We start from the raw sequence: 19,309 nt of genomic DNA, 5'->3' as shown, positions 1-19,309 counted from the left end.
TGGCCTTGCCAACTCGACTTTAGCAGTCCGCAATAAAAAGGCCGGTTTCCCGGCCTTTTTTCGTTTGTATCGAACCCGATCTCAGCCGATCTTCTGGCCGGTCTTGGCCCAGTCGGCTGCGAACTGATCCAGGCCCTTGTCGGTCAACGGGTGCTTGACCAGCGCCTTCAGCGTCGCGGCCGGCGCGGTAACGACATCGGCGCCGATCAGGGCTGCCTGCTTGACGTGGTTCACGGTGCGAACCGAAGCGACGAGGATCTCGGTGTCGAAATCGTAATTGTCGTAGATCTGCCGGATCTCCTGGATCAGTTCCATGCCGTCCGCGCCGGTATCGTCGACGCGGCCGACGAAGGGCGAGATGAACGAGGCGCCGGCCTTGGCCGCCAGCAGCGCCTGGTTGGCCGAGAAGCACAGCGTTACATTGACCATGCGGTTCATCTCGGTGCGGATCGTCTTGCAGGCGCGCAGGCCGTCGAGCGTCAGCGGCACCTTGATGCAGACATTGTCGGCGATCTTGGCCAGGATGTTGGCCTCGGCCATCATGTCCTTGTATTCGACCGCAACAACCTCGGCCGAAACCGGGCCCTTGACGATGTCGCAGATCTGCTTGGTGACCTCGGCGATCTTGCCGCCGGATTTCAGGATCAGCGAGGGATTGGTGGTCACGCCGTCGAGCAGCCCCAGGTCGTTCAGTTCCTTGATGTCCTTGATGTCAGCGGTGTCGACAAAAAATTTCATGGGGGTCTCCTGAAAGATTTCCATGTGCATGCCATGCACATTCCGGGTTGCCCTTTGATCTAGACCAAAGTCGGGGCAAGGTCACGCCCGATGATCGAAGATTCGCCCTTTGTCGCAGCCGCGCCGGTGCTGGTGCCGATGCCGGCCGAACGGCCCTACACCTACGCTGTGCCTGCCGGCATGCGCGTGGTGCCGGGCTCGATCGTGCGCGTGCCGCTGGGACCGCGCCAGGTTGCCGGCATCGTCTGGGATGGCGTGACCGAACAGGTCGACGCCAGGAAATTGCGGCCGATCGAGCAGGTCTTCGACTGCCCGCCGATCGACCGCGGCATGCGCCGCTTTGTCGACTGGGTGGCGCAGTACACGCTGTCGCCGCCCGGCATGGTGGCGCGCATGCTGTTGCGCGCGCCGGAGGCGTTCGATCCCGAACCATGGATCGAGGGCCTGCAGCGGACCCTCGTCATGCCCGACCGGATGACGGATGCCAGGACGCGCGTGCTGGAGACGGCGGAAGGGGGGCTTGCCTGGACGCGATCCGGCCTGGCGCACGCGGCGGGCGTGTCGTCGACGGTGGTCGAGGGGCTCAAGGCGCAAGGCGTGTTCGAGACGGTGATGATCCCGCCTCGACCGGTGGTCGCCGCGCCCGATCCCTCCTACGCCATGCCGGAGCTGATGCCGGACCAGGCAGACGCGGCCGCCATGCTGCGCGCCAATGTCACGGCCGCTGCTTTCAACGTCACGCTGCTCGACGGCGTCACCGGTTCAGGCAAGACGGAAGTTTATTTCGAGGCGGTGGCGGCAGCCCTCGACCAGGGCAAGCAGGTTTTGATCCTTTTGCCGGAGATCGCGCTGACGCATGCCTTCCTCGAACGCTTTCAGCAGCGCTTCGGCGCCAAGCCGGCGGAATGGCATTCCGACCTGCCGCCCCGAATGCGCGAAAAGGTCTGGCGACAGGTGGCGGAAGGCGGCGTGCGCGTCGTCGCCGGCGCACGCTCGGCGCTGTTCCTGCCGTTCCGCGAGCTCGGGCTGATCGTCGTCGACGAGGAACACGACCCCGCCTACAAGCAGGAGGACCGTGTCTTCTACAATGCCCGCGACATGGCGGTGGTGCGCGGCCATATCAGCGGCTTCCCGGTGGTGCTGGCGTCGGCGACGCCATCGGTCGAAAGCCGGGTCAATGCGCAGCAGGGCCGCTACAGCAGGGCGGTGCTGTCGGCGCGCTTTGCCGAAGCCGCGCTTCCCGATCTCAAGACGATCGACATGCGGCGCGCGCCGCCGGCGCGCGGGGGGTTTCTGTCGCCGCTGCTGATCGGTGAGATGCAACGTACGCTGGAGAAGAAGGAACAGTCGCTGCTGTTCCTCAACCGGCGCGGCTACGCGCCGCTGACGCTGTGCCGTGTCTGCGGCCACCGCTTCGGCTGCCCGGTCTGTTCGGCCTGGCTGGTCGAGCACCGCTTTCGCGGCCAACTCGTCTGCCATCATTGCGGGCACAATGAGAAGCGGCCGGAGGCCTGTCCGGAATGCGGCACGCTCGACCATCTGGTCGCCTGCGGGCCTGGCGTCGAGCGGATAGCTGAAGAAGTCGTGGCGCATTTCCCCGACGCGCGCACGATCGTCCTGTCATCCGATTTGATGGGTGGAGTGCGCCGGCTGCGGCTGGAGCTCGAGGCCATTGCCAATGGCGAGGCCGACATCGTCATCGGCACGCAGCTGGTCGCCAAGGGCCATAACTTTCCCAACATGACGCTGGTCGGTGTCGTCGATGCCGATCTCGGCCTCGCCAATGGCGATCCGCGCGCCGCTGAGCGCACCTTCCAGTTGCTCAGCCAGGTGACCGGCCGCGCCGGCCGCACCGGCAAGAAAAGCCTCGGCCTGCTGCAGACTTTCCAGCCGGACCATCCGGTGATGCGGGCGATCGTCTCGGGCGATGCCGAGGCCTTTTACGAACGCGAGATCACTGAGCGCGAACGGGCAGCCCTGCCACCCTTCGGCAGGCTTGCCGGCGTCATCGTCAGTGCGGTGACGCGGGCCGAGGCCGAAGGCCACGCGCGCGGCCTGCGCCGTGCAGCACCCCAGGCCAGCGACCTGTTCGTGCTCGGTCCGGCCGAGGCGCCGCTGTCGCTGCTCGGTGGGCGCCATCGTTTCCGTTTGCTGATCCAGGGTGAAAAGCGCGCCGACATCCAAGGCTTCATCCGCACCATGCTGGCCGAAGGGCCGAAGCAGCGCGGCTCGGTCCGCGTGCAGGTCGACATCGATCCGCAGAGCTTCTTGTAAGCACAAAGGCTGACGCCGCCGCCGGCCGCCCGTAAGCCGTTTGTCAAGAAAACTCAGCATCTTAGTGCCGGCTAAAATGCGCGCCGTTCATGTACCCGGCTCCCATCCGTTCGCTGACTAATCCTGATTTGAAAAGCCACAAAATAAATGTTGACTCGTTTTATCATGAATTATAACTGGGCCTTTCCGCTCTGGCGCTGGGGACCAGGGCATGGATGGGGACAGCATGCGCAGATTTTTCAGTACGCTTCTTTGGTCATCGGCTTTGGGTTCGTCGATTATGGCAGGCGCGGCATTTGCCCAGGAAGCCGCTCCGACGGACCAGCAGGGAGCCACCGTGCTCGATCAGATCCTGGTCACCGGCCGCAATGAAAGGTCCATTTCCAGCGTTGCCCAGTCCGTTCAGGTCGTGGAACGGCAACAGGTCGAGGAAGCCGCGCAGGAAAACATCGACGCCGCGACCCTGATCAGCCGCATCGTCCCCGGCTACGCGCCACGCAACCAGACCATTTCGGGCGCCTCGGAAACCTTCCGCGGCCGCAGCGTGCTGATCATGGTCGACGGTGTGCCACGCAACACGCCGCTGCGGGACGTGTCACGCATCCTGTCGATGATCGACCTGAATTCGGTCGAGCGCATCGAAGTCATCAACGGCGCTTCCAGCCTTTATGGCGCCGGCGCCACCGGCGGCACGATCAACTTCATCACCAAACGCGGCGACAGCGACAAGCCGAAGGTGACGGTGCGCACCGGTGTCACCGCCTTCACCGAGAACCCCGGCAAATCGGCCGAGCCAAGCACCAGAGTCTCGGTCGAGGGCAAGAAAGGCGATTTCGACTATTTCTTCTCGGCGTCCGGTGATCTGTCGCGCCGCACCTATGACGGCCACGGCAACGAGATGGCTTCGGACGCCATGCTTGGGCAAGGCGGCGGCGACCGCACCGGCACGGGCAATCTCTTCGGCGTGGCCGGCTACCAGTTCGATTCCAGGCGCTTCGAGGCCAGCGTCGACTGGACCTATGCCAACCAGAAGCCGGACTGGTTCACCGATTACACGACCAATCCCGTCTCCCCGGATTTCGGCGATCCCTATGAAGGCAAGCCGCTGAAGGAAGATTCGAAATATCTGACCGCCAAATACACCGACAGCGACTTCGCGCTCGGAAACCTCGAGGTCAAGGCGTTCTACAACGACATCTTCAAGCAGTCGCCCTTTACCAAATTCTCGGCCGTCAACAGCCAGGTGTATTTACCGACGAACCCGACGCGGCCGGTGATCCTGCCGCCGGGTACGGACCCGACCGCCGACTTCAACCAGACGGCGCTGCAATCGCGGCGCAGCGGCGTCAACCTGACCGTCAACACGCCGATGAACTTTATCACTCAGGGCAGCACGCTGACCTGGGGCGCCGACTACGTCTTCGATGCCACCGATCAGCGCCTGACCAACGGTCAGGACGCCATCTCGCCCACGACCCAGAACTCGGTTGCCTTGTTTGCGCAGGGCGAAATTTCGGTGACGGATCGCTTTCGCATCAGCGGCGGCGCGCGCTACGACCAGTTTTATCTCAACGTTGAAGACTTCACCCGGCCTGCCGCTGCCGTTCTGCTAGGCCGGAACATTATCGGCCTGCCGGCGATCCAGGTGACCGGCGGCTCGTTCGACTACGACGCCGTCACCTTCAACGCCGGCGCCGTCTACGATCTGACCGAAAGGATGCAGCTTTTCGGCAATTTCTCGCAAGGCTACAGCCTGACCGACATTGGCGGCTTCACCCGCCGGGCCGGGTTGAACTCCAACGCCGAAACCTGCGACGCCTATGGCACCGCCATCCGGCCGCTGCTGCCGTGCACCAACGCGCCGGATTACGCGATCAGCTATGCCGATATCGCGCCTGAACCCCAGCTGGTGAACACCTGGGAAGCCGGTCTGCGCGGCGATTGGGGCGACTATCGCGGCGGCGTCAGCACCTATCTGTCGACCTCGGACAACGGCGTCAGCTACGACATCGTCAACAACCGGGTGTCGCAGCAGAAGGAACGTATCTGGGGCGTCGAAGCCAATCTCGAGGCAGACCTCAGCGGCATGTTCACGCTGGGCGGATCGGTCGGCTATGTCGAAGGCAAATACGACGCGGATCGCGACGGCCACATCGAAGCGAACGAGTATCTGCCGAACAACCGTGTCCCCTCGACCTACAAGGGCCTGGTCTATCTCACCACCCGTTTCGAGAACGAGCTGACCCTGCGCAGCGAGTTGGAGCTGTTTTCCGGACGCGACCGCATCGCCACCCAGGAACTGGACGGTGCAGCACTGGTCAATCTCGCCGTCTCGAAGACGTTCGGCAATGAAAGCGTGCTGAACCTTGCCGTGCGCAATGTGTTCGACACCTACTACATCAACCCTTCCGCATCGGCGACCCGCGGCGCCGACGTTCCGGGTCTGGGACGTTCGGTCGCTCTGTCCTACCAGATCACATTCTGAGGGCGGCGATGGCGGTGTCTCTCCAACGAAACGGTGCATTGGTCTCGCTGCTGGCAGAAGCGCCCGCCGATCCGGCGGATGGCGCGCGCTATATCGAGGCGCTCGGCCGCCTTTCGCAGGAACTAGAGCCGTTCGTGCTGCTGGTCGATATCGGCATCGAGATCGCGCTGAGCGACGCCCAGCGCAAGGCGCAAAACCTCTGGTACAAGGCGGAACGCGAGCAGCTCGAAAAGATCTGTCGCGCCTGCGCACTGGTGCGCACCGCCGCCGACGAGAACATGCAGCGCGTCTGGCAAAGCCTGTTCGGCTTTCCAGTGCTCGTCACCCGCAGCCGGGCGGAGGCCGGCGCCTTCCTGAACGGTTACGCACCGAAGGACTATCTCAAATGAGCGGCGACACAGACCGGCCGGCGCCCGCCGGGCTTTCGCGCCTGCGGCTTTTCGTCGTTCTCGCCTGCCTTTATCTGGCGCAGGCCATCCCGAGCTATCTGTTTGCCGCTACGATCCCGCCGATCCTGCGCGAGCAAGGCGTGTCGCGCACCGCCATCGGCATGATGGCGCTGCTGATGCTGCCGCTGGTGCTGAAATTCCTGTGGGCGCCGCTGGTCGATCACTTTCGGCCAGTGGCCCGCGCCCATCGCGCCGGCTGGGTCATCATCACCCAGATCGGCGTCATCGCCGGCATCGCGGCCATGCTTTGGATCGAGCCGACCGATGTCGCCGGTATCTTTGCCGTCGGCCTTGTCGTGAGCCTGTTGATGTCGACCCAGGACATCGCCACCGACGGCTACGCGGCCAAATATCTCGACCCGAAGGACAGGCCGATCGGCAATGCGATCCAGGGCGGCGCCGTCGCGCTCGGCGTCGTTCTCGGCGGCACGCTCGGCCTGTTGGTTTATCATCATGCCGGCTGGCAAACCATGGTGGCCATGGTGGCCGCGCTGTCCGTCATCCCGCTGTTTGCTGCCTTCGCCATGCGCGAGACCGATCCCGTCGCCGGCGCGCTGCAGGCGGCCATCGACCGCCCCTCGATCCTGCGTTTCCTGCGCCGGCCCGAGGCACGCCAGATCCTGTGGATCGCGCTCATCTACCGCGCCAGCGAGGGGCTGGTGAAGTCGATGGAAGGCTCCTATCTCGTCGATGCCGGCGTGCCGCTCGACATCATCGGTTATCTCTCGGGCGGCGCCGCGCTCACCGTCGGGCTCGGCGGCTCGGCGCTGGCGGCATGGCTGCTGCACAAAAGGGGCGCCGCCTCGGTGCTCGGCCTGCTCGGCGCGCTGCGAACCATCTGCTTCCTGATCTTCGCGCTGCACGCTTTCGGCGCTATCGCCGGCTTCTGGCCGATCTTCGGCGCCTCGTTCCTGCAGACGCTGGTGCGCTACATGGAGATCGTGGCGCTCTACAGCCTGTTCATGGCCGTGACGTCGTCGGACCAGCCGGGCACCGACTTCACCATCCTGTCCTGCGCCCAGCTTATCGTCTACCTCGTCGGCTCCATGCTTGCCGGGCGCCTCGCCGACATGCTCGGCTACTCCGCGCTGTTCACCCTGGCGACCGTGCTGTCGGGCATAGCCGTGGTGGCGACCTATCGCATGTTGAATGCCCATTTCGCCGATACCGCAAAAGCCCAACCGGGTACTCCGATGCCGCCATTGCCGGAGGTCGCCGAATGAGCGCGGTCTTCCTAACGCCCGGTCTCACGAACCATGGCAGCGAGACAGGCGGCGGCCAGCGCCAACGCCGCGCAGCCAGCCAGTGGCGCAAAAGGCCAGAGCGTGAAGGCGAAGCCGCCGGCCAATGCGCCGATGCTCTGGCCGAGCACATGGGTGCTGGTGAGCCAGCCGGCCGCCGCGCCCTGCTCGCCGGGCTCCAGGCGCTTCATCAGCCAGGCGGTGTAGCCGGGTGTCGCCAGGGCAATGCCGGCCGCCGCCACCACCAGAGACACTGCCGAGGCAACATGGCTGGCCGTGACGGCCAGCGCCGTCATGCCGACGCAAACCATGAGACAGCCGACGACGACGCTGTTGCGCTCCGCCAGCCGCAGGCGCGCCATGAGCAGTCCCTGGACCAAAACCATGACGATGGCGACCAGCATCAGGGCCAGGCCGGTCACCGTCGTGGCCTGCGTCGCACCAAGGCCAAAACGCTGCTGGGCCATCGGGCCGAGCATCATCTGCACCTGTCCGAAGCCGAGCGTCAGGCACAAGCCCATCGCCAGGCAAGGCAGAGCGCGGCGATCGAAGGGCGATATTCCACGGCCGACGTCGGCTGCCTTGCCGTCGCTCCGTCCGCCGGCTTCCCCTTTGCCCGGCGCGAGCCACAGCAACAGCGGGCTGAACAGGAACAGGATGGGCGGCAGCAGCGGCGACAGGACGGCAGCCGTTGCCGCCAGCGCACCAGCCAGCCGCCCCATGCTGACGCCGGCTCCAAGCAGTCCCAGCGCCGCCTGTCGCCTGTCATCGGCAACCGAGCGGCTGGCCCAGACCTGCGCCGTCGGCATGACGCCGGACGCGGCAAAACCGTACACGGTTCGCGAAAGCATCAGCAAAGCGATGCCGAGCGCGGCTCCCATGCCGGCTATCAGCAGAATGGCGAACACCGTCTGGCCGGCCAGCATGGCGAGGCCGAGCAAGCGCAGCAGCCTGGCATGGCCAAGCCGCTCGCCCATGCGACCCCACAGCGGCGAGCCGACCAGAAAGGCCGCCGCGCCGACAGCAGTTGCCGCGCCGATAGCAAACGTGTCGAGCCTCAGCCGCTCCATCACCAGGGGAACGAGCGATACGAAGGCCGACTGGCCGAAGCCGATTGCCGAGACCGCGATCGCCAGGCGGCGCAGAAGCGAAGATCGATTTTTCATACCGGTCGTCATAAGACCAAGCTTATTTCTTGTTTAGAACAGATAATCAACACAAATGTTTAAAGACGACAATGTATAAACGTAAATGCATTCGCTATTATTAGGATTTATGGGGATGCACATGGAACAAGTAAAACCTGAATCTTCCTCAGCATTAAGCCCGTTACTCAACGCGTTGCTGCGTGAATGGGATGGCTGGGAATTCGTCAACGCCAGGCAAACCGGGCTGTTTCGGCCGCAGGCAGCCGTGCTGCGTCTGAATTTCCCTGCCTCGCGCGCGGCGGTGCTCGTCGAGGCGCGGCATCGCTCGAAGGTTGGTTACCACGATTTAGCGATGCCGCTCTGGCGCCTCGATATTAGTAACGAGGGGGCCGATGGCGAAGCGACCGAGATCGACCTTTTCAGCCTTTTGGCGCTGATCCTGGCGGATCCCGACATTGCCGGCCGGGCGACAGCGAAAAGCCGACTGACCTTCCTGCGCCGCAGCCTGGCCAGCATCGCCGCAATCGCTGACGCGACTGCGGCGCGTGGATCGTCGCGGCCCTTCTCCGAAGGCGATCCTGATTTCATCGACGCCGAAAGCGCCCTGCGCTTCGGCCATGCCGTGCATCCGGCGCCGATGAGTCGCGAAGAGTTCACGCACACGGATTCCGCGCGCTTCGGGCATGAATACCGCAATGCGTTCAAACTGCGCTGGTGGGCCGTCGACCCGACCATCCTCACTGGGGGCAGCGTCGAGCCACTAGATGTCACCGAGATGGTCCGCGGGCTTGCCGCCAGCGATCCGCAGCTGCTTGCTCGGGCTGGCAAGCAACAGGGCAAGGTTCTCGTTCCGATGCATCCGTGGCAGGCCGTACGGCTCATGCTGGAAGACCGCGTCGAGCGCCTGTTTTGCGCCGGCCGTATCGTCGATGTTGGGCTCGGCGGACCAGCGTGGCGGGCCACGACCTCGCTGCGCACGGTTCATTCAGCTGAAGCCGAGTGGATGCTGAAATTCTCGCTCAGCCTGCGCCTGACCAATTCCAGGCGCATCGTCGAGGAGCATGAGTGCCGGCGCGGCCTTTCGGTGCACCGGCTGGTCAAGGGCAAGCTCGGCTATGCCTTGCAGCGGCGCTGCCCGACCATGACGGTGCTGGGTGAGCCCGCCTGGTTCGGCCTGCGTGACGAAGACGGCCGGCTGATGACGGATACCATCGTCTCGTTTCGCGAAAATCCGTTTCGCGGCACGGGCAATCCGCCGGCTGCCGTTCTCGGCGCGCTTTGCGAGCGCCATCCCGGCCGTACCGAAAGCCATCTGTCCGACCTGGTCAACCGTATCGCCCGCGACGAGAAGCGACCTGTCGAGGAAACGGCGCGTTTGTGGTTCGAGCGTTTCCTTCATGCCGCCATCGAGCCGTTTATCGTTGCCTTCTCGGAATTCGGCCTGCTGTTCGGCGCCCATCAGCAGAACCTCGTCGTCGGCCTCGCCGGCGGCTGGCCGAATGCGCTCTATTTTCGCGACTGCCAGGGCACCGGTTATGTCGAGGAATTCCTGCCCAGGCTGCGCGAATTCGTGCCCGAGGCTGGTCAGGCGGGCGATCATGTCTTCCCAGCGGAAGCGGCCGCGAAGCTGTTCGGCTACTATCTGGTCGTCAATGGCGCTTTCGCCGCCGTCGCAGCCCTTGCGGCCGCTGGCCTCACCAACGAAGACGATCTGCTGGCGATATTCCGCCGCTCGCTCGAGCGGCTGGCCGCCACGCCGATGGCTGACCGGTCCTGCGTCGACTATTTGCTCAACGCGCCGACGCTTGCTGCCAAGGGCAATTTCCTGATCGCGCTGCGCGACATCAATGAGAACACCGAAGTGACCGACCCGCTGGCAGGTTACGTCGAGCTTCCGAACCCCCTGCATGTGAGAGAATACGCATGAACATCGAGGCTGCGAAAAACTGGTCACCCGCCACCGTCGCCGGCAACGAAGGATGGCAGCATCTGGCCTCGGCCGCGGAGCCGCTCGCCATCCGTGCCGGCGATGGCCATGTCAGCCTGGTCAACGCTGAGGGAACAGCGGTGGGACAGGCCCGCATCTCCGACGCGGATGGCCGCCTGCTCATCGACGATGTCGCGTTCATTGGCGGCCGCCTCGACCAACCGCAAATCCTGGCAGGTCTCGTCGACGCCGCGCTGCGCCTGCATCCTTCCTTCGACTGCGCCTTCCTGCCGGCGGCCAAGACGCTGTGGCCGGTTTCGGCGCTGGCCACCGAGACGGCCGCAGGCGAACCGGAGCGCGCCGTCATCCATCGCTCGGTCCTGCGCCAGCTGCCGCTGCTGTGGCGCAGCCAGGCCTCGCATGTCACTTATCCGGCATTGACGACCGCTATCGGCCCGGAAGACCGGCTGCCGCCATTGCGCCAACCGCGCCCCTGCGGCCCGATGTACGAACGCTGGATTCCGGAAATCGGCCTCACCGTGTCGCTGCGGCCGATCGACCGCCGGACCGATCTCGACCTCTTCCATCGCTGGATGAACGATGGCCGCGTCGCCTTCTTCTGGGAACTTGCCCAGAGCCATGAGGATCTCGACAAATATCTCGCCGAGCAGGAAAGCGATCCGCATATTTTCGGCGTCATCGCCAGCTTCGACGGCGAGCCGACCGGCTATTTCGAGTTCTACTGGGCCAAGGAGGACCGGCTCGGGCCCTATTATGAGCCGCTCGACTGGGACCGCGGCTGGCATGGGCTGATCGGCAATATGCGCCATCTCGGCCGGCCGAAGACGCTGTCACTGTTCCGCTCCGTCACCCACTATCTGTTCCTCGACGAGCCGCGCACGCAGCGCGTCGTCGGCGAGCCACGCGCCGCGCACCAGAAGATGCTGAGCTATTGCGCCGGCGCCGCCTACGACAAGGTCAAGGAGTTCGACTTCCCGCACAAGCGCGCGGCGCTGGTCTGCTGCGAACGCGAGCGCTTCTTCCGCGAGGTGCCGCTGTGACGGTGCAGCAACCGATTGCCAAAGCGGGGGAGGCGACACGCTGGGCCGCGATCAACCGCGACGCCGTCGCCAAGGCCATTTCCGAACTGACCTTCGAGGAGTGCCTGTCGCCGCGCGAGCTTTCGCCCGGCCGATGGGAGCTGACGCCCGGCCCCGGCGTGACCTATCGCTTTGCCGCGACGCGGCGCCTGTGGGGCCAGATCGCCGTCCGTCCGGAGACGCTGACTCGCGACGCCGGCATCGAGCTGCCGGTCGACGATGCGGTCGCCTTCTTCGCCGACGCGCGCGAGACGCTCGGCATGTCGCCGGCAACATTCTGCACCTATGCGAAGGAGCTTTACAACACGCTGATGGCCGACATGCGGATCGCCAAGGCACGCGGCAATCGACCGGCCGCCGATCTAGCCGCGCTGCCGGATACCGAGTTGCAGGCATTGCTCGACGGCCATCCGAAGGCCCCTGCCAACAAGGGACGGCTTGGCTGGGGACGGGACGACTTCGAGCGCTACGCGCCAGAATCGGCCACCGCATTCCAGCTCTTCTGGCTTGCCGCCGCCAGCGATCGCTGCCTGCTGGCGCTTGACTGCGGGCTCGACGAAGAGGCGCTGCTGCAGGCCGCACTCGGCGACTACGAGCGCGCAAGGCTCGAAGCGGCTTTCAGCGCCGCCGGGATCTCGCGATCGACGCACAGGCTGCTGCCGGTCCACCCCTGGCAGTGGCAGGCGATAATCGCCTCGCAATATGGTGGCGAGATTGCCGCCGGCCGGCTGGTGCCGCTCGGTCCGTTCGGCGACGCGTTCCTGCCCCTGCAGTCGCTGCGCACTCTTGCCAATGTGGCACGGCCCGAGGCGCTGCACGTCAAGCTGCCGCTGACCGTCCTCAACACCTCAGCGTGGCGCGGCGTGCCGGGCAAATACATGGCGATCGGCGCCGATCTGTCGCGCTGGCTGGCCACGGTGGCGGCCGCGGACCCGGTGCTCAAGGACGTCAAGGTCTTGCAGGAAGTCGCCGGCGCCTTCTATCCGCATCCGCACTACGCCGGCGTTGAAGGCGCGCCCTATCAATTTTGCGAGATGCTGGGCGCCATATGGCGCGAAAGCCTCGAAAAGGTTCTGACAGCGGGCCAGCGGCCGATGATGATGGGCGCCCTGCCGCAGCGCGACGCCCATGGCAGGCCGATCGCCAGCGCCCTGGTGGAGCAGTCCGGCCTTGGTCCGGAGGCATGGCTCGATCGCCTGTTCTCCACGGTGTTCGTGCCGCTCTATCACTTCATGTGCCGTTACGGCGTCGGCTTCATCGCCCATGGCCAGAACGTCACCATCATCCTCGACGGAGCGACGCCTCTCGGCGTGGCGGTCAAGGATTTCCAGGGCGACCTCGATCTCGTCGACCAGCCGTTTCCCGAACTGGCCGGCCTCGACCCCAAAATCCTGTCGACGCTGAAGCGCCGGCCGCCGGCACATCTTCTCCAGCATCTGCAAACGGGACACATCGTCAGCGTTCTGCGCTTCCTATCCGAGGCGCTGGCCGCCTATGACCGCTTCGACGAGAGGACTTTCTACGCCATCCTGGCCGCCGCCATCCAGCGCTACCAGGCGCAGAACCCTGAGCTGTCGGAACGGTTCGCGCTCTTCGATCTGTTTGCTCCGAAGATCCCACGCATCGCCATCAACAAGGTGCGCTTCGCCATCGGCTACGGCGACAGCGGCGAACGCCCTCTGCCCGACCTTGGCACACCGCTCGACAATCCGCTTAACCCCGAGTCAGCCCGGCGATCTCCCATCAGCCCAGCCAGCTCCATAAGGAGTTCGCCATGACCCATACGCTTGACCTCGCAGGCATCGGCATCGGGCCGTTCAATCTCAGCCTCGCCGCCCATCTCGATGCGGTGGACGGCGTCGAAGCGCGCTTCTTCGATCGGGCGACGCGGCTCGAATGGCATCCGGGCATGATGCTGCCGGGCGTCGAACTGCAGACATCCTTCCTCAAGGATCTCGTCACCGCGACGCATCCGACCAGCCCATGGTCGTTCATGTCCTATCTGGTCGCGCAGAAGCGGTTCTATGAATTCCTCAACGCGGATTTCTCAGCCATCCCGCGGCCGGAATTCGCCCGCTATCTCGGATGGGTCGGCGAGAACTTGTCTTCGCTGCGCTTCGCCAGCGCCGTCGACCGGATCGACTTCGACGGAACGAATTTCAGGCTGCGTATCGGCCGCGAGCAGGTGAACGCGCGCAATCTCGCCATTGCCGTCGGGCTGGTGCCCAACATCCCCGCCTGGGCGCGGGCGGCGGCCTCCGATCAATGCTTCCACAACGCCCAGGCCGCCAACCGCCTCGATCGCCTGAGCGGACAGCGTGTCGCCGTGATCGGCGGTGGCCAGAGCGGCGCCGAAGTGCTTCTGCATCTGATCTCCTCCGACCGCTTCGCCGGCCGCGAAATCGAGTGGATCTCGATGCGGCCGAATTTCCTGCCACTGGACGACTCGCCTTTCACCGACGAACTCTTCACGCCGGGCTATGTCGAAAGCTTCCATCGGCTGCCGCAAGGGCGGCGCGAGACGATCCTGGAACAGCAACTGCTTGCCGGTGACGGCGCATCGACGAGCACACTGAAGGCGATCTATCGCCAGCTTTACACGCTGCGGCACCTCTCGGAGGAAACGACGGCGGTCAACATGACGCCCCACCGCGAAGTGCTGAACGTGACGCGGGAAGGCAGCGAATACCGGCTGATCATGCGCAACGGCTTCGACGGCGCCATCGAGACGCGCACCGTGGATGCGGTGGTTCTGGCCACCGGCTATGCCTTTGCCATTCCTGATTGCATGGCGCCGCTCATGAACAGGATCGCGCTGGACGAGCGCGGTCATTACAGGCTCAACGCCAGCTTCGAGGTCGAATGGGACGGGCCCGACGACCGCCGGATCTACGCACTCAATGCCGGCCGGCTCAGCCATGGCATAGCCGAGCCGCAGCTCAGCCTGATGGCTTGGCGCAGCGCCAAGATCGTCAATTCGCTGCTCGGGCGGGCACAGTTCGATCTCGATCTGCCCGATCCGCCGGTTGCCTGGAGTTCAAGGCACACGATACAAAGCCTGCATCATCTCGGCGCCAATGCGAGGATGACCGAATCGGGCGCGCGGTGATGTTTGTGGAGGCGGGCCGAAGAGCGTGGTACGGCGCGCGTTAAGGTTGACATCAACCCTAAAGCTTTTCTGTGAGAGAGATCGTTCGGTCCTGCTGGAGGCTCAGCGCATGAAAACCCTTGGCCTCATCGGCGGCATGAGCTGGGAATCGACGGCGATCTATTATCGCCTGCTCAACGAGATCGTGCGCGAGCAGCTGAGCGGGCTGCATTCGGCAAAGCTGTTGCTCTATTCCTTCGACTTCGCCGAAATCGCCGACCGGCAGCATCATGGCGACTGGGACAGTGCGGGCGTGCTGCTGGCGGATGCGGCGCGCAAGCTGGAGGCGGGCGGCGCAGAGGGGCTTTTGATCTGCACCAACACCATGCACAAGCTCGCCGACCGGGTGCAGGCGGCGGTGTCGATCCCGCTTATCCACATTGCCGACGCCACGGCCGTCGCGGTCAAGGGCGCCGGCGTCAAGCGGCCGGTGCTGCTGGCGACCCGCTTCACCATGGAGCAGGATTTCTACAAGGGCCGGCTGACGGAGAAATACGGGCTGCAGCCCGTGGTGCCGGACCAGGCCGGGCGCGACATGGTGCACCAGGTAATCTACGACGAGCTCTGCCGGGGCATCGTCAACGCGGCATCGAAGGCGGCCTATATCGACGAGGTCGCCCGTCTGCGGCGCGATGAGAAGATCGATGGCGTCATCATGGGCTGCACCGAGATCACCATGCTGATTGGCGAGCGCGATTTCGACATTCCGGTGTTCGACACCACGCGCATCCATGCCGAGGCGGCGGTCGCATTCATGCTGCCCTGAAGGGCCAAAACAGAGATCAGGGCTGGGCGGCCACGGCGACATTGCCGCTGCCGACAACTTTCAGCTTCCATCGATCTGCTTCCGTGCCGGCCAGATTGAGGTGCCTGGTCAGGAAATAAAGGCGATCGGTGTCGGGGCCTTTGGCTGTGCAAAACCGGTCCTGCAGATAGGAGGGAGGCGTCGCCTGATAATACAGGTTGGCCACGATGCTGGCCGGACGCGCGCGCGGCCTAAACAGCCTTCCGCTCCTTAACGAATTGCGTGCCAAAACTGCCGCGCGCTTGACTTCTTTTTGCAGCGACATTCAATACATCCGGCATTGCTGTGAGGGGATGAAAGCAAGATGGAATTTGCGTTTCCGTGGCCGACCAGCCAGGGCGAATGGCTGGCTTGGTCCAGCGCCGTCGTCACCTTGGCGCTCGGTCTGCTGTTTTTCCTCGCGCCAGGGCTGGCATTTCGGATTCTGCGGCTGCAGGTCCGGCCCGAAAGGGGAGCGGCAATCGCGGAAGGGCGCGGCCGGATGTCGGGCTTCTATCTCGGCGTCAGCCTGTGCTGCATTCTGTTGGCGCAGCCGTGGCTCTATATGGCACTCGGCTTTTCCTGGCTGTTCACCGCTTTTGGCCGTTTGCTGTCGATGATGTCGGACGGCGCCAACACGCCTTTCAACTGGGCGTCGATCGTCGTCGAACTCGTCCTGGCCGCGTTGCCTCTTGCCTTCGTCTTCGGCTTTCTGCCCTGAATCGGCAGCCAATCCAAAGGCTTCAGTTGAACTCTGCGGCCGGATGCGACAATAGTGCCCGAAAAGCAATGCGGGACGACGCATTGCGGTCTTAAAATGCCTGTGCTAGACGGCAATCGACTTTCGGCCGGGGATAGCGGAAGCCGCGCCTCCGTGCTTGGAAAAACTTAGTAAGGTCAAAGATTTAGCCAGAGTTTTTGCTCGCGCCAACAATCTGCGGCCCCTCAGACAAGAGAAAAGACGGTCCGTGGCTCAATCGTCATCGCCAATCTCGGGTGTCGCAGAACGCTACGCGGGTTCGCTGTTCGAACTTGCGCGGCAGTCGAATTCGGTGGCCAAGGTCGAGGCCGACCTCAACAGTTTCGCCAGGATGCTGGATGACAGCGCCGACCTGACGCGCCTCATCAACAGCCCGGTGTTCTCCAGCGAGGACCAGGCCAAGGCAATCGCGTCGATCGCCGACAAGGCCGGCATCACTGGCCTGACCGGCAATTTCCTGCGCGTCGTCGCCCGCAACCGCCGGCTCTTCGCGGTGCCCGGCATGATCAAGGCATTTCGCCGGATCTCTGCCGAACAGCGCGGTGAGACATCAGCCGAGGTCACTTCGGCGCATGAACTGACGGCTGCCCAGCAGACGGAACTCAAGGCCGCGCTGAAAAGCGTCGCCGGCAAGGACGTGGCCATCACTGTTACCGTCGATCCGTCGCTGCTCGGCGGGCTGGTGGTCAAGATGGGCTCGCGCCAGATCGATACGTCGCTCAAAACCAAACTCAATTCGCTCAAGCTTGCACTGAAAGAGGTCGGCTGATGGACATCCGCGCCGCGGAAATTTCCGCAATTCTCAAAGACCAGATCAAGAATTTCGGCAAGGAGGCCGAGGTCTCCGAAGTCGGCCAGGTGCTGTCCGTCGGTGACGGTATCGCTCGCGTCTACGGCCTCGACAATGTCCAGGCCGGCGAAATGGTCGAGTTCCCCGGCGGCATCCGCGGCATGGCGCTCAACCTCGAAGCCGACAATGTCGGCGTCGTCATCTTCGGCGCCGACCGCGACATCAAGGAAGGCGACATCGTCAAGCGCACCGGCGCCATCGTCGATACGCCTGTCGGCATGGGCCTGCTCGGCCGCGTCGTCGACGCGCTAGGCAATCCGATCGACGGCAAGGGCCCGATCAAGGCGACCGAACGCAAGCGCGTCGACGTCAAGGCGCCAGGCATCATCCCGCGCAAGTCGGTCAACGAGCCGATGTCGACCGGCCTCAAGGCCATCGATGCGCTGATCCCCGTTGGCCGCGGCCAGCGCGAGCTGGTCATCGGCGATCGCCAGACCGGCAAGACCGCGATCATCCTCGACACGATGCTCAACCAGAAGGCCGTGCACGACAACGGGCCGGAAAAGGAAAAGCTCTACTGCGTCTACGTCGCCATCGGGCAGAAGCGCTCGACGGTCGCGCAGTTCGTGAAGGTTCTCGAAGAGCGCGGCGCCCTTGAATATTCGATCATCGTCGCCGCCACAGCTTCCGATCCGGCGCCGATGCAGTTCCTGGCGCCGTTCACCGGCGCCACCATGGGCGAATATTTCCGCGACAACGGCATGCATGCGCTGATCAGCTATGACGATCTGTCGAAGCAGGCCGTCGCCTATCGCCAGATGTCGCTCTTGCTGCGCCGCCCGCCGGGTCGCGAAGCCTATCCGGGCGACGTGTTCTACCTGCATTCGCGCCTGCTCGAGCGCGCCGCCAAGCTCAACGACGATCTGGGTGGCGGTTCGCTGACCGCGCTGCCGATCATCGAGACGCAGGCCAACGACGTGTCGGCCTACATCCCGACCAACGTGATCTCGATCACCGACGGCCAGATCTTCCTCGAAACCAACCTGTTCTTCCAGGGCATCCGTCCGGCGGTCAACGTCGGCCTGTCGGTGTCGCGCGTCGGTTCGTCGGCGCAAATCAAGGCGATGAAGCAGGTCGCCGGCTCGATCAAGGGCGAGCTCGCGCAGTACCGCGAAATGGCTGCGTTCGCGCAGTTCGGCTCCGATCTCGACGCCGCCACGCAGCGCCTGCTCAACCGCGGCTCGCGCCTGACCGAACTGTTGAAGCAGCCGCAGTTCTCGCCCCTCAAGGTCGAGGAGCAGGTCACGGTGATCTTCGCCGGCGTCAACGGCTATCTCGACAAGCTGGCGCTGAACCAGGTCGGCAAGTTCGAGCACGGCCTGCTCAGCCATATGCGCTCGGCCGGCAAGGACGTGCTGGACGGCATCCGCAAGGAAAAGGCGCTGTCGGACGATCTGCGCGCCAAGCTGAAGGCCGAGATCGACGCCTTCGCCAAGACCTTCGCTTGAGAAGAAGCCGGACGCTCGGGATCAGGTTTGAAGCATGCCTTCATTAAAAGACCTTCGTAACCGTATCGCCTCGGTCAAGGCGACGCAGAAGATCACCAAGGCGATGCAGATGGTCGCCGCGGCGAAGCTGCGCCGCGCGCAGGAAGCAGCGGAGGCGGCGCGTCCCTATTCCGAGCGGATGGGTGCGGTGCTGGCCAATATCACGCAGGCGATCGGCGGCGGCGGCGATGCCCCGGCGCTGATGACCGGCACCGGCAAGGACGATGTGCATCTGCTCGTCGTCTGCACCGCCGAGCGCGGCCTGTGCGGCGGCTTCAACTCGCAGATCGCACGTCTGGCCCGCGACCATATCCGCCGGCTTCTGGCCGACGGCAAGCAGGTCAAGATCATCTGCGTCGGCAAGAAGGGTTTCGACATTCTGCGCCGAGACTATGCCTCGCTGATCATCGACCGCGTCGACCTGCGCGATGTCAAGAAGCTCGGCTTCGTCAATGCCGATGCGATCGCCCGTAAGATCATCCATCTGTTCGGCGAAGGCGGCTTCGATATCTGCACGCTGTTTTATTCGCAGTTCAAGTCGGTGATCAGCCAGATTCCGACCGCGCAGCAGATCATTCCTGCCGGCGTGGCTTCCGCTCCCGCCGAAGCGACCGCCGGTGGCAATGCCGTCTACGAATACGAGCCGGAGCCGGGCGAGATCCTCACCGACCTCATTCCGCGCAACATCTCGGTCCAGGTCTTCCGCGCGCTGCTCGAAAACGCAGCCGGCGAGATGGGCGCCAAAATGAGCGCCATGGACAATGCAACGCGCAATGCCGGCGACATGATCAACAAACTGTCGATCACCTATAACCGCCAGCGGCAGGCGCAGATCACCAAGGAACTGATCGAAATCATTTCGGGCGCCGAAGCGCTCTAGGCGCGACCGCCAGGAGGTCATCGACCTTCTGATGGAGC

At 64.2% G+C, this 19,309-nt stretch carries 16 protein-coding genes; 13 read left to right on the top strand and 3 right to left on the bottom strand.

The features are described 5' to 3' along the window. Positions 1-81 precede the first annotated feature (81 nt). Positions 82-738, bottom strand: coding sequence for a fructose-6-phosphate aldolase (gene fsa / locus NKJ57_RS20300; protein ID WP_023688874.1), 657 nt, complete (start codon positions 736-738; stop codon positions 82-84). A 90-nt stretch (positions 739-828) separates the two neighbouring features. Between fsa and NKJ57_RS20295 the strand changes: the two genes are divergently transcribed. From NKJ57_RS20295 to NKJ57_RS20280, 4 genes are all read left to right on the top strand, one after another. Next, positions 829-3,012, top strand: coding sequence for a primosomal protein N' (locus NKJ57_RS20295; RefSeq protein ID WP_352512154.1), 2,184 nt, complete (start codon positions 829-831; stop codon positions 3,010-3,012). Positions 3,013-3,292: 280 nt separating this feature from the next. Beyond that, a complete protein-coding gene (locus tag NKJ57_RS20290; RefSeq protein ID WP_352512156.1) occupies positions 3,293-5,497 on the top strand; it encodes a TonB-dependent receptor in 2,205 nt (734 codons plus the stop codon). Positions 5,498-5,505: 8 nt separating this feature from the next. Next, positions 5,506-5,886, top strand: coding sequence for a hypothetical protein (locus NKJ57_RS20285; protein ID WP_352512157.1), 381 nt, complete (start codon positions 5,506-5,508; stop codon positions 5,884-5,886). Then, entirely contained in the window at positions 5,883-7,169 is a 1,287-nt protein-coding gene (locus NKJ57_RS20280) for an MFS transporter (protein WP_352512159.1), read from the top strand. The genes NKJ57_RS20285 and NKJ57_RS20280 overlap by 4 nt, the downstream gene beginning before the upstream one ends. Positions 7,170-7,180: 11 nt before the next feature. Here the strand turns inward: NKJ57_RS20280 and NKJ57_RS20275 are convergent, their stop codons facing one another. Continuing rightward, positions 7,181-8,353 (bottom strand): MFS transporter, encoded by a 1,173-nt coding sequence (locus NKJ57_RS20275; protein ID WP_023752656.1) that lies wholly within the window; start codon positions 8,351-8,353, stop codon positions 7,181-7,183. Positions 8,354-8,474: 121 nt separating this feature from the next. Here NKJ57_RS20275 and NKJ57_RS20270 point away from each other — a divergent pair, with 121 nt between their 5' ends. The 5 genes from NKJ57_RS20270 to NKJ57_RS20250 all read left to right on the top strand — a co-directional run bounded on the left by NKJ57_RS20270 (position 8,475) and on the right by NKJ57_RS20250 (position 15,276). After that, positions 8,475-10,262: an IucA/IucC family protein gene (locus tag NKJ57_RS20270; protein WP_352512161.1), complete on the top strand. Its 1,788-nt coding sequence runs from the start codon at positions 8,475-8,477 to the stop codon at positions 10,260-10,262. After that, entirely contained in the window at positions 10,259-11,323 is a 1,065-nt protein-coding gene (locus tag NKJ57_RS20265) for a GNAT family N-acetyltransferase (protein WP_352512163.1), read from the top strand. Before NKJ57_RS20270 ends, NKJ57_RS20265 begins: the two co-directional genes overlap by 4 nt. After that, positions 11,320-13,140, top strand: a complete 1,821-nt coding sequence (locus NKJ57_RS20260) for an IucA/IucC family protein (protein WP_352512165.1) — start codon at positions 11,320-11,322, stop codon at positions 13,138-13,140. The genes NKJ57_RS20265 and NKJ57_RS20260 overlap by 4 nt, the downstream gene beginning before the upstream one ends. Next, a complete protein-coding gene (locus tag NKJ57_RS20255) occupies positions 13,137-14,471 on the top strand; it encodes a lysine N(6)-hydroxylase/L-ornithine N(5)-oxygenase family protein (protein WP_023736845.1) in 1,335 nt (444 codons plus the stop codon). Before NKJ57_RS20260 ends, NKJ57_RS20255 begins: the two co-directional genes overlap by 4 nt. 109 nt (positions 14,472-14,580) lie before the next feature. After that, positions 14,581-15,276, top strand: a complete 696-nt coding sequence (locus tag NKJ57_RS20250) for an aspartate/glutamate racemase family protein (RefSeq protein ID WP_352512167.1) — start codon at positions 14,581-14,583, stop codon at positions 15,274-15,276. Positions 15,277-15,292: 16 nt separating this feature from the next. On the opposite strand, the gene NKJ57_RS20245 is transcribed toward NKJ57_RS20250, so the two are convergent. Beyond that, the gene (locus NKJ57_RS20245; protein ID WP_023736847.1) at positions 15,293-15,580 is read right to left on the bottom strand and encodes a hypothetical protein; all 288 of its coding nucleotides are present in this window, start codon (positions 15,578-15,580) and stop codon (positions 15,293-15,295) included. A 39-nt stretch (positions 15,581-15,619) separates the two neighbouring features. On the opposite strand from NKJ57_RS20245, the gene NKJ57_RS20240 reads away from it, so the two are divergent. From NKJ57_RS20240 to NKJ57_RS20225, 4 genes are all read left to right on the top strand, one after another. After that, on the top strand, positions 15,620-16,015 hold the full coding sequence (locus tag NKJ57_RS20240; RefSeq protein ID WP_023736848.1) for an AGROH133_08824 family phage infection protein: 396 nt from the start codon (positions 15,620-15,622) through the stop codon (positions 16,013-16,015). A gap of 247 nt (positions 16,016-16,262) precedes the next feature. Continuing rightward, positions 16,263-16,823: a F0F1 ATP synthase subunit delta gene (locus tag NKJ57_RS20235; RefSeq protein ID WP_023736849.1), complete on the top strand. Its 561-nt coding sequence runs from the start codon at positions 16,263-16,265 to the stop codon at positions 16,821-16,823. Next, on the top strand, positions 16,823-18,352 hold the full coding sequence (gene atpA, locus NKJ57_RS20230; RefSeq protein WP_023684101.1) for a F0F1 ATP synthase subunit alpha: 1,530 nt from the start codon (positions 16,823-16,825) through the stop codon (positions 18,350-18,352). The genes NKJ57_RS20235 and atpA overlap by 1 nt, the downstream gene beginning before the upstream one ends. Before the next feature lie 34 nt (positions 18,353-18,386). Next, positions 18,387-19,271, top strand: a complete 885-nt coding sequence (locus NKJ57_RS20225) for a F0F1 ATP synthase subunit gamma (protein ID WP_023668672.1) — start codon at positions 18,387-18,389, stop codon at positions 19,269-19,271. Positions 19,272-19,309: the final 38 nt, after the last annotated feature.

The organism is Mesorhizobium sp. M0077 (assembly GCF_040322955.1).
In the GTDB taxonomy this organism is placed as follows: domain Bacteria; phylum Pseudomonadota; class Alphaproteobacteria; order Rhizobiales; family Rhizobiaceae; genus Mesorhizobium.
Note: the sequence above shows the minus strand (reverse complement) of the source record. Positions and strands in the feature narration are given on the sequence as shown.

Bases quoted from the DNA above. Each gene is read 5' to 3' on its own strand.
- fsa (WP_023688874.1), bottom strand. From the start codon at position 738: ATGAAATTTTTTGTCGACACCGCTGACATCAAGGACATCAAGGAACTG.
- NKJ57_RS20295 (WP_352512154.1), top strand. From the start codon at position 829: ATGATCGAAGATTCGCCCTTTGTCGCAGCCGCGCCGGTGCTGGTGCCG.
- NKJ57_RS20290 (WP_352512156.1), top strand. From the start codon at position 3,293: ATGGCAGGCGCGGCATTTGCCCAGGAAGCCGCTCCGACGGACCAGCAG.
- NKJ57_RS20285 (WP_352512157.1), top strand. From the start codon at position 5,506: ATGGCGGTGTCTCTCCAACGAAACGGTGCATTGGTCTCGCTGCTGGCA.
- NKJ57_RS20280 (WP_352512159.1), top strand. From the start codon at position 5,883: ATGAGCGGCGACACAGACCGGCCGGCGCCCGCCGGGCTTTCGCGCCTG.
- NKJ57_RS20275 (WP_023752656.1), bottom strand. From the start codon at position 8,353: ATGAAAAATCGATCTTCGCTTCTGCGCCGCCTGGCGATCGCGGTCTCG.
- NKJ57_RS20270 (WP_352512161.1), top strand. From the start codon at position 8,475: ATGGAACAAGTAAAACCTGAATCTTCCTCAGCATTAAGCCCGTTACTC.
- NKJ57_RS20265 (WP_352512163.1), top strand. From the start codon at position 10,259: ATGAACATCGAGGCTGCGAAAAACTGGTCACCCGCCACCGTCGCCGGC.
- NKJ57_RS20255 (WP_023736845.1), top strand. From the start codon at position 13,137: ATGACCCATACGCTTGACCTCGCAGGCATCGGCATCGGGCCGTTCAAT.
- NKJ57_RS20250 (WP_352512167.1), top strand. From the start codon at position 14,581: ATGAAAACCCTTGGCCTCATCGGCGGCATGAGCTGGGAATCGACGGCG.
- NKJ57_RS20245 (WP_023736847.1), bottom strand. From the start codon at position 15,580: ATGTCGCTGCAAAAAGAAGTCAAGCGCGCGGCAGTTTTGGCACGCAAT.
- NKJ57_RS20240 (WP_023736848.1), top strand. From the start codon at position 15,620: ATGGAATTTGCGTTTCCGTGGCCGACCAGCCAGGGCGAATGGCTGGCT.
- atpA (WP_023684101.1), top strand. From the start codon at position 16,823: ATGGACATCCGCGCCGCGGAAATTTCCGCAATTCTCAAAGACCAGATC.
- NKJ57_RS20225 (WP_023668672.1), top strand. From the start codon at position 18,387: ATGCCTTCATTAAAAGACCTTCGTAACCGTATCGCCTCGGTCAAGGCG.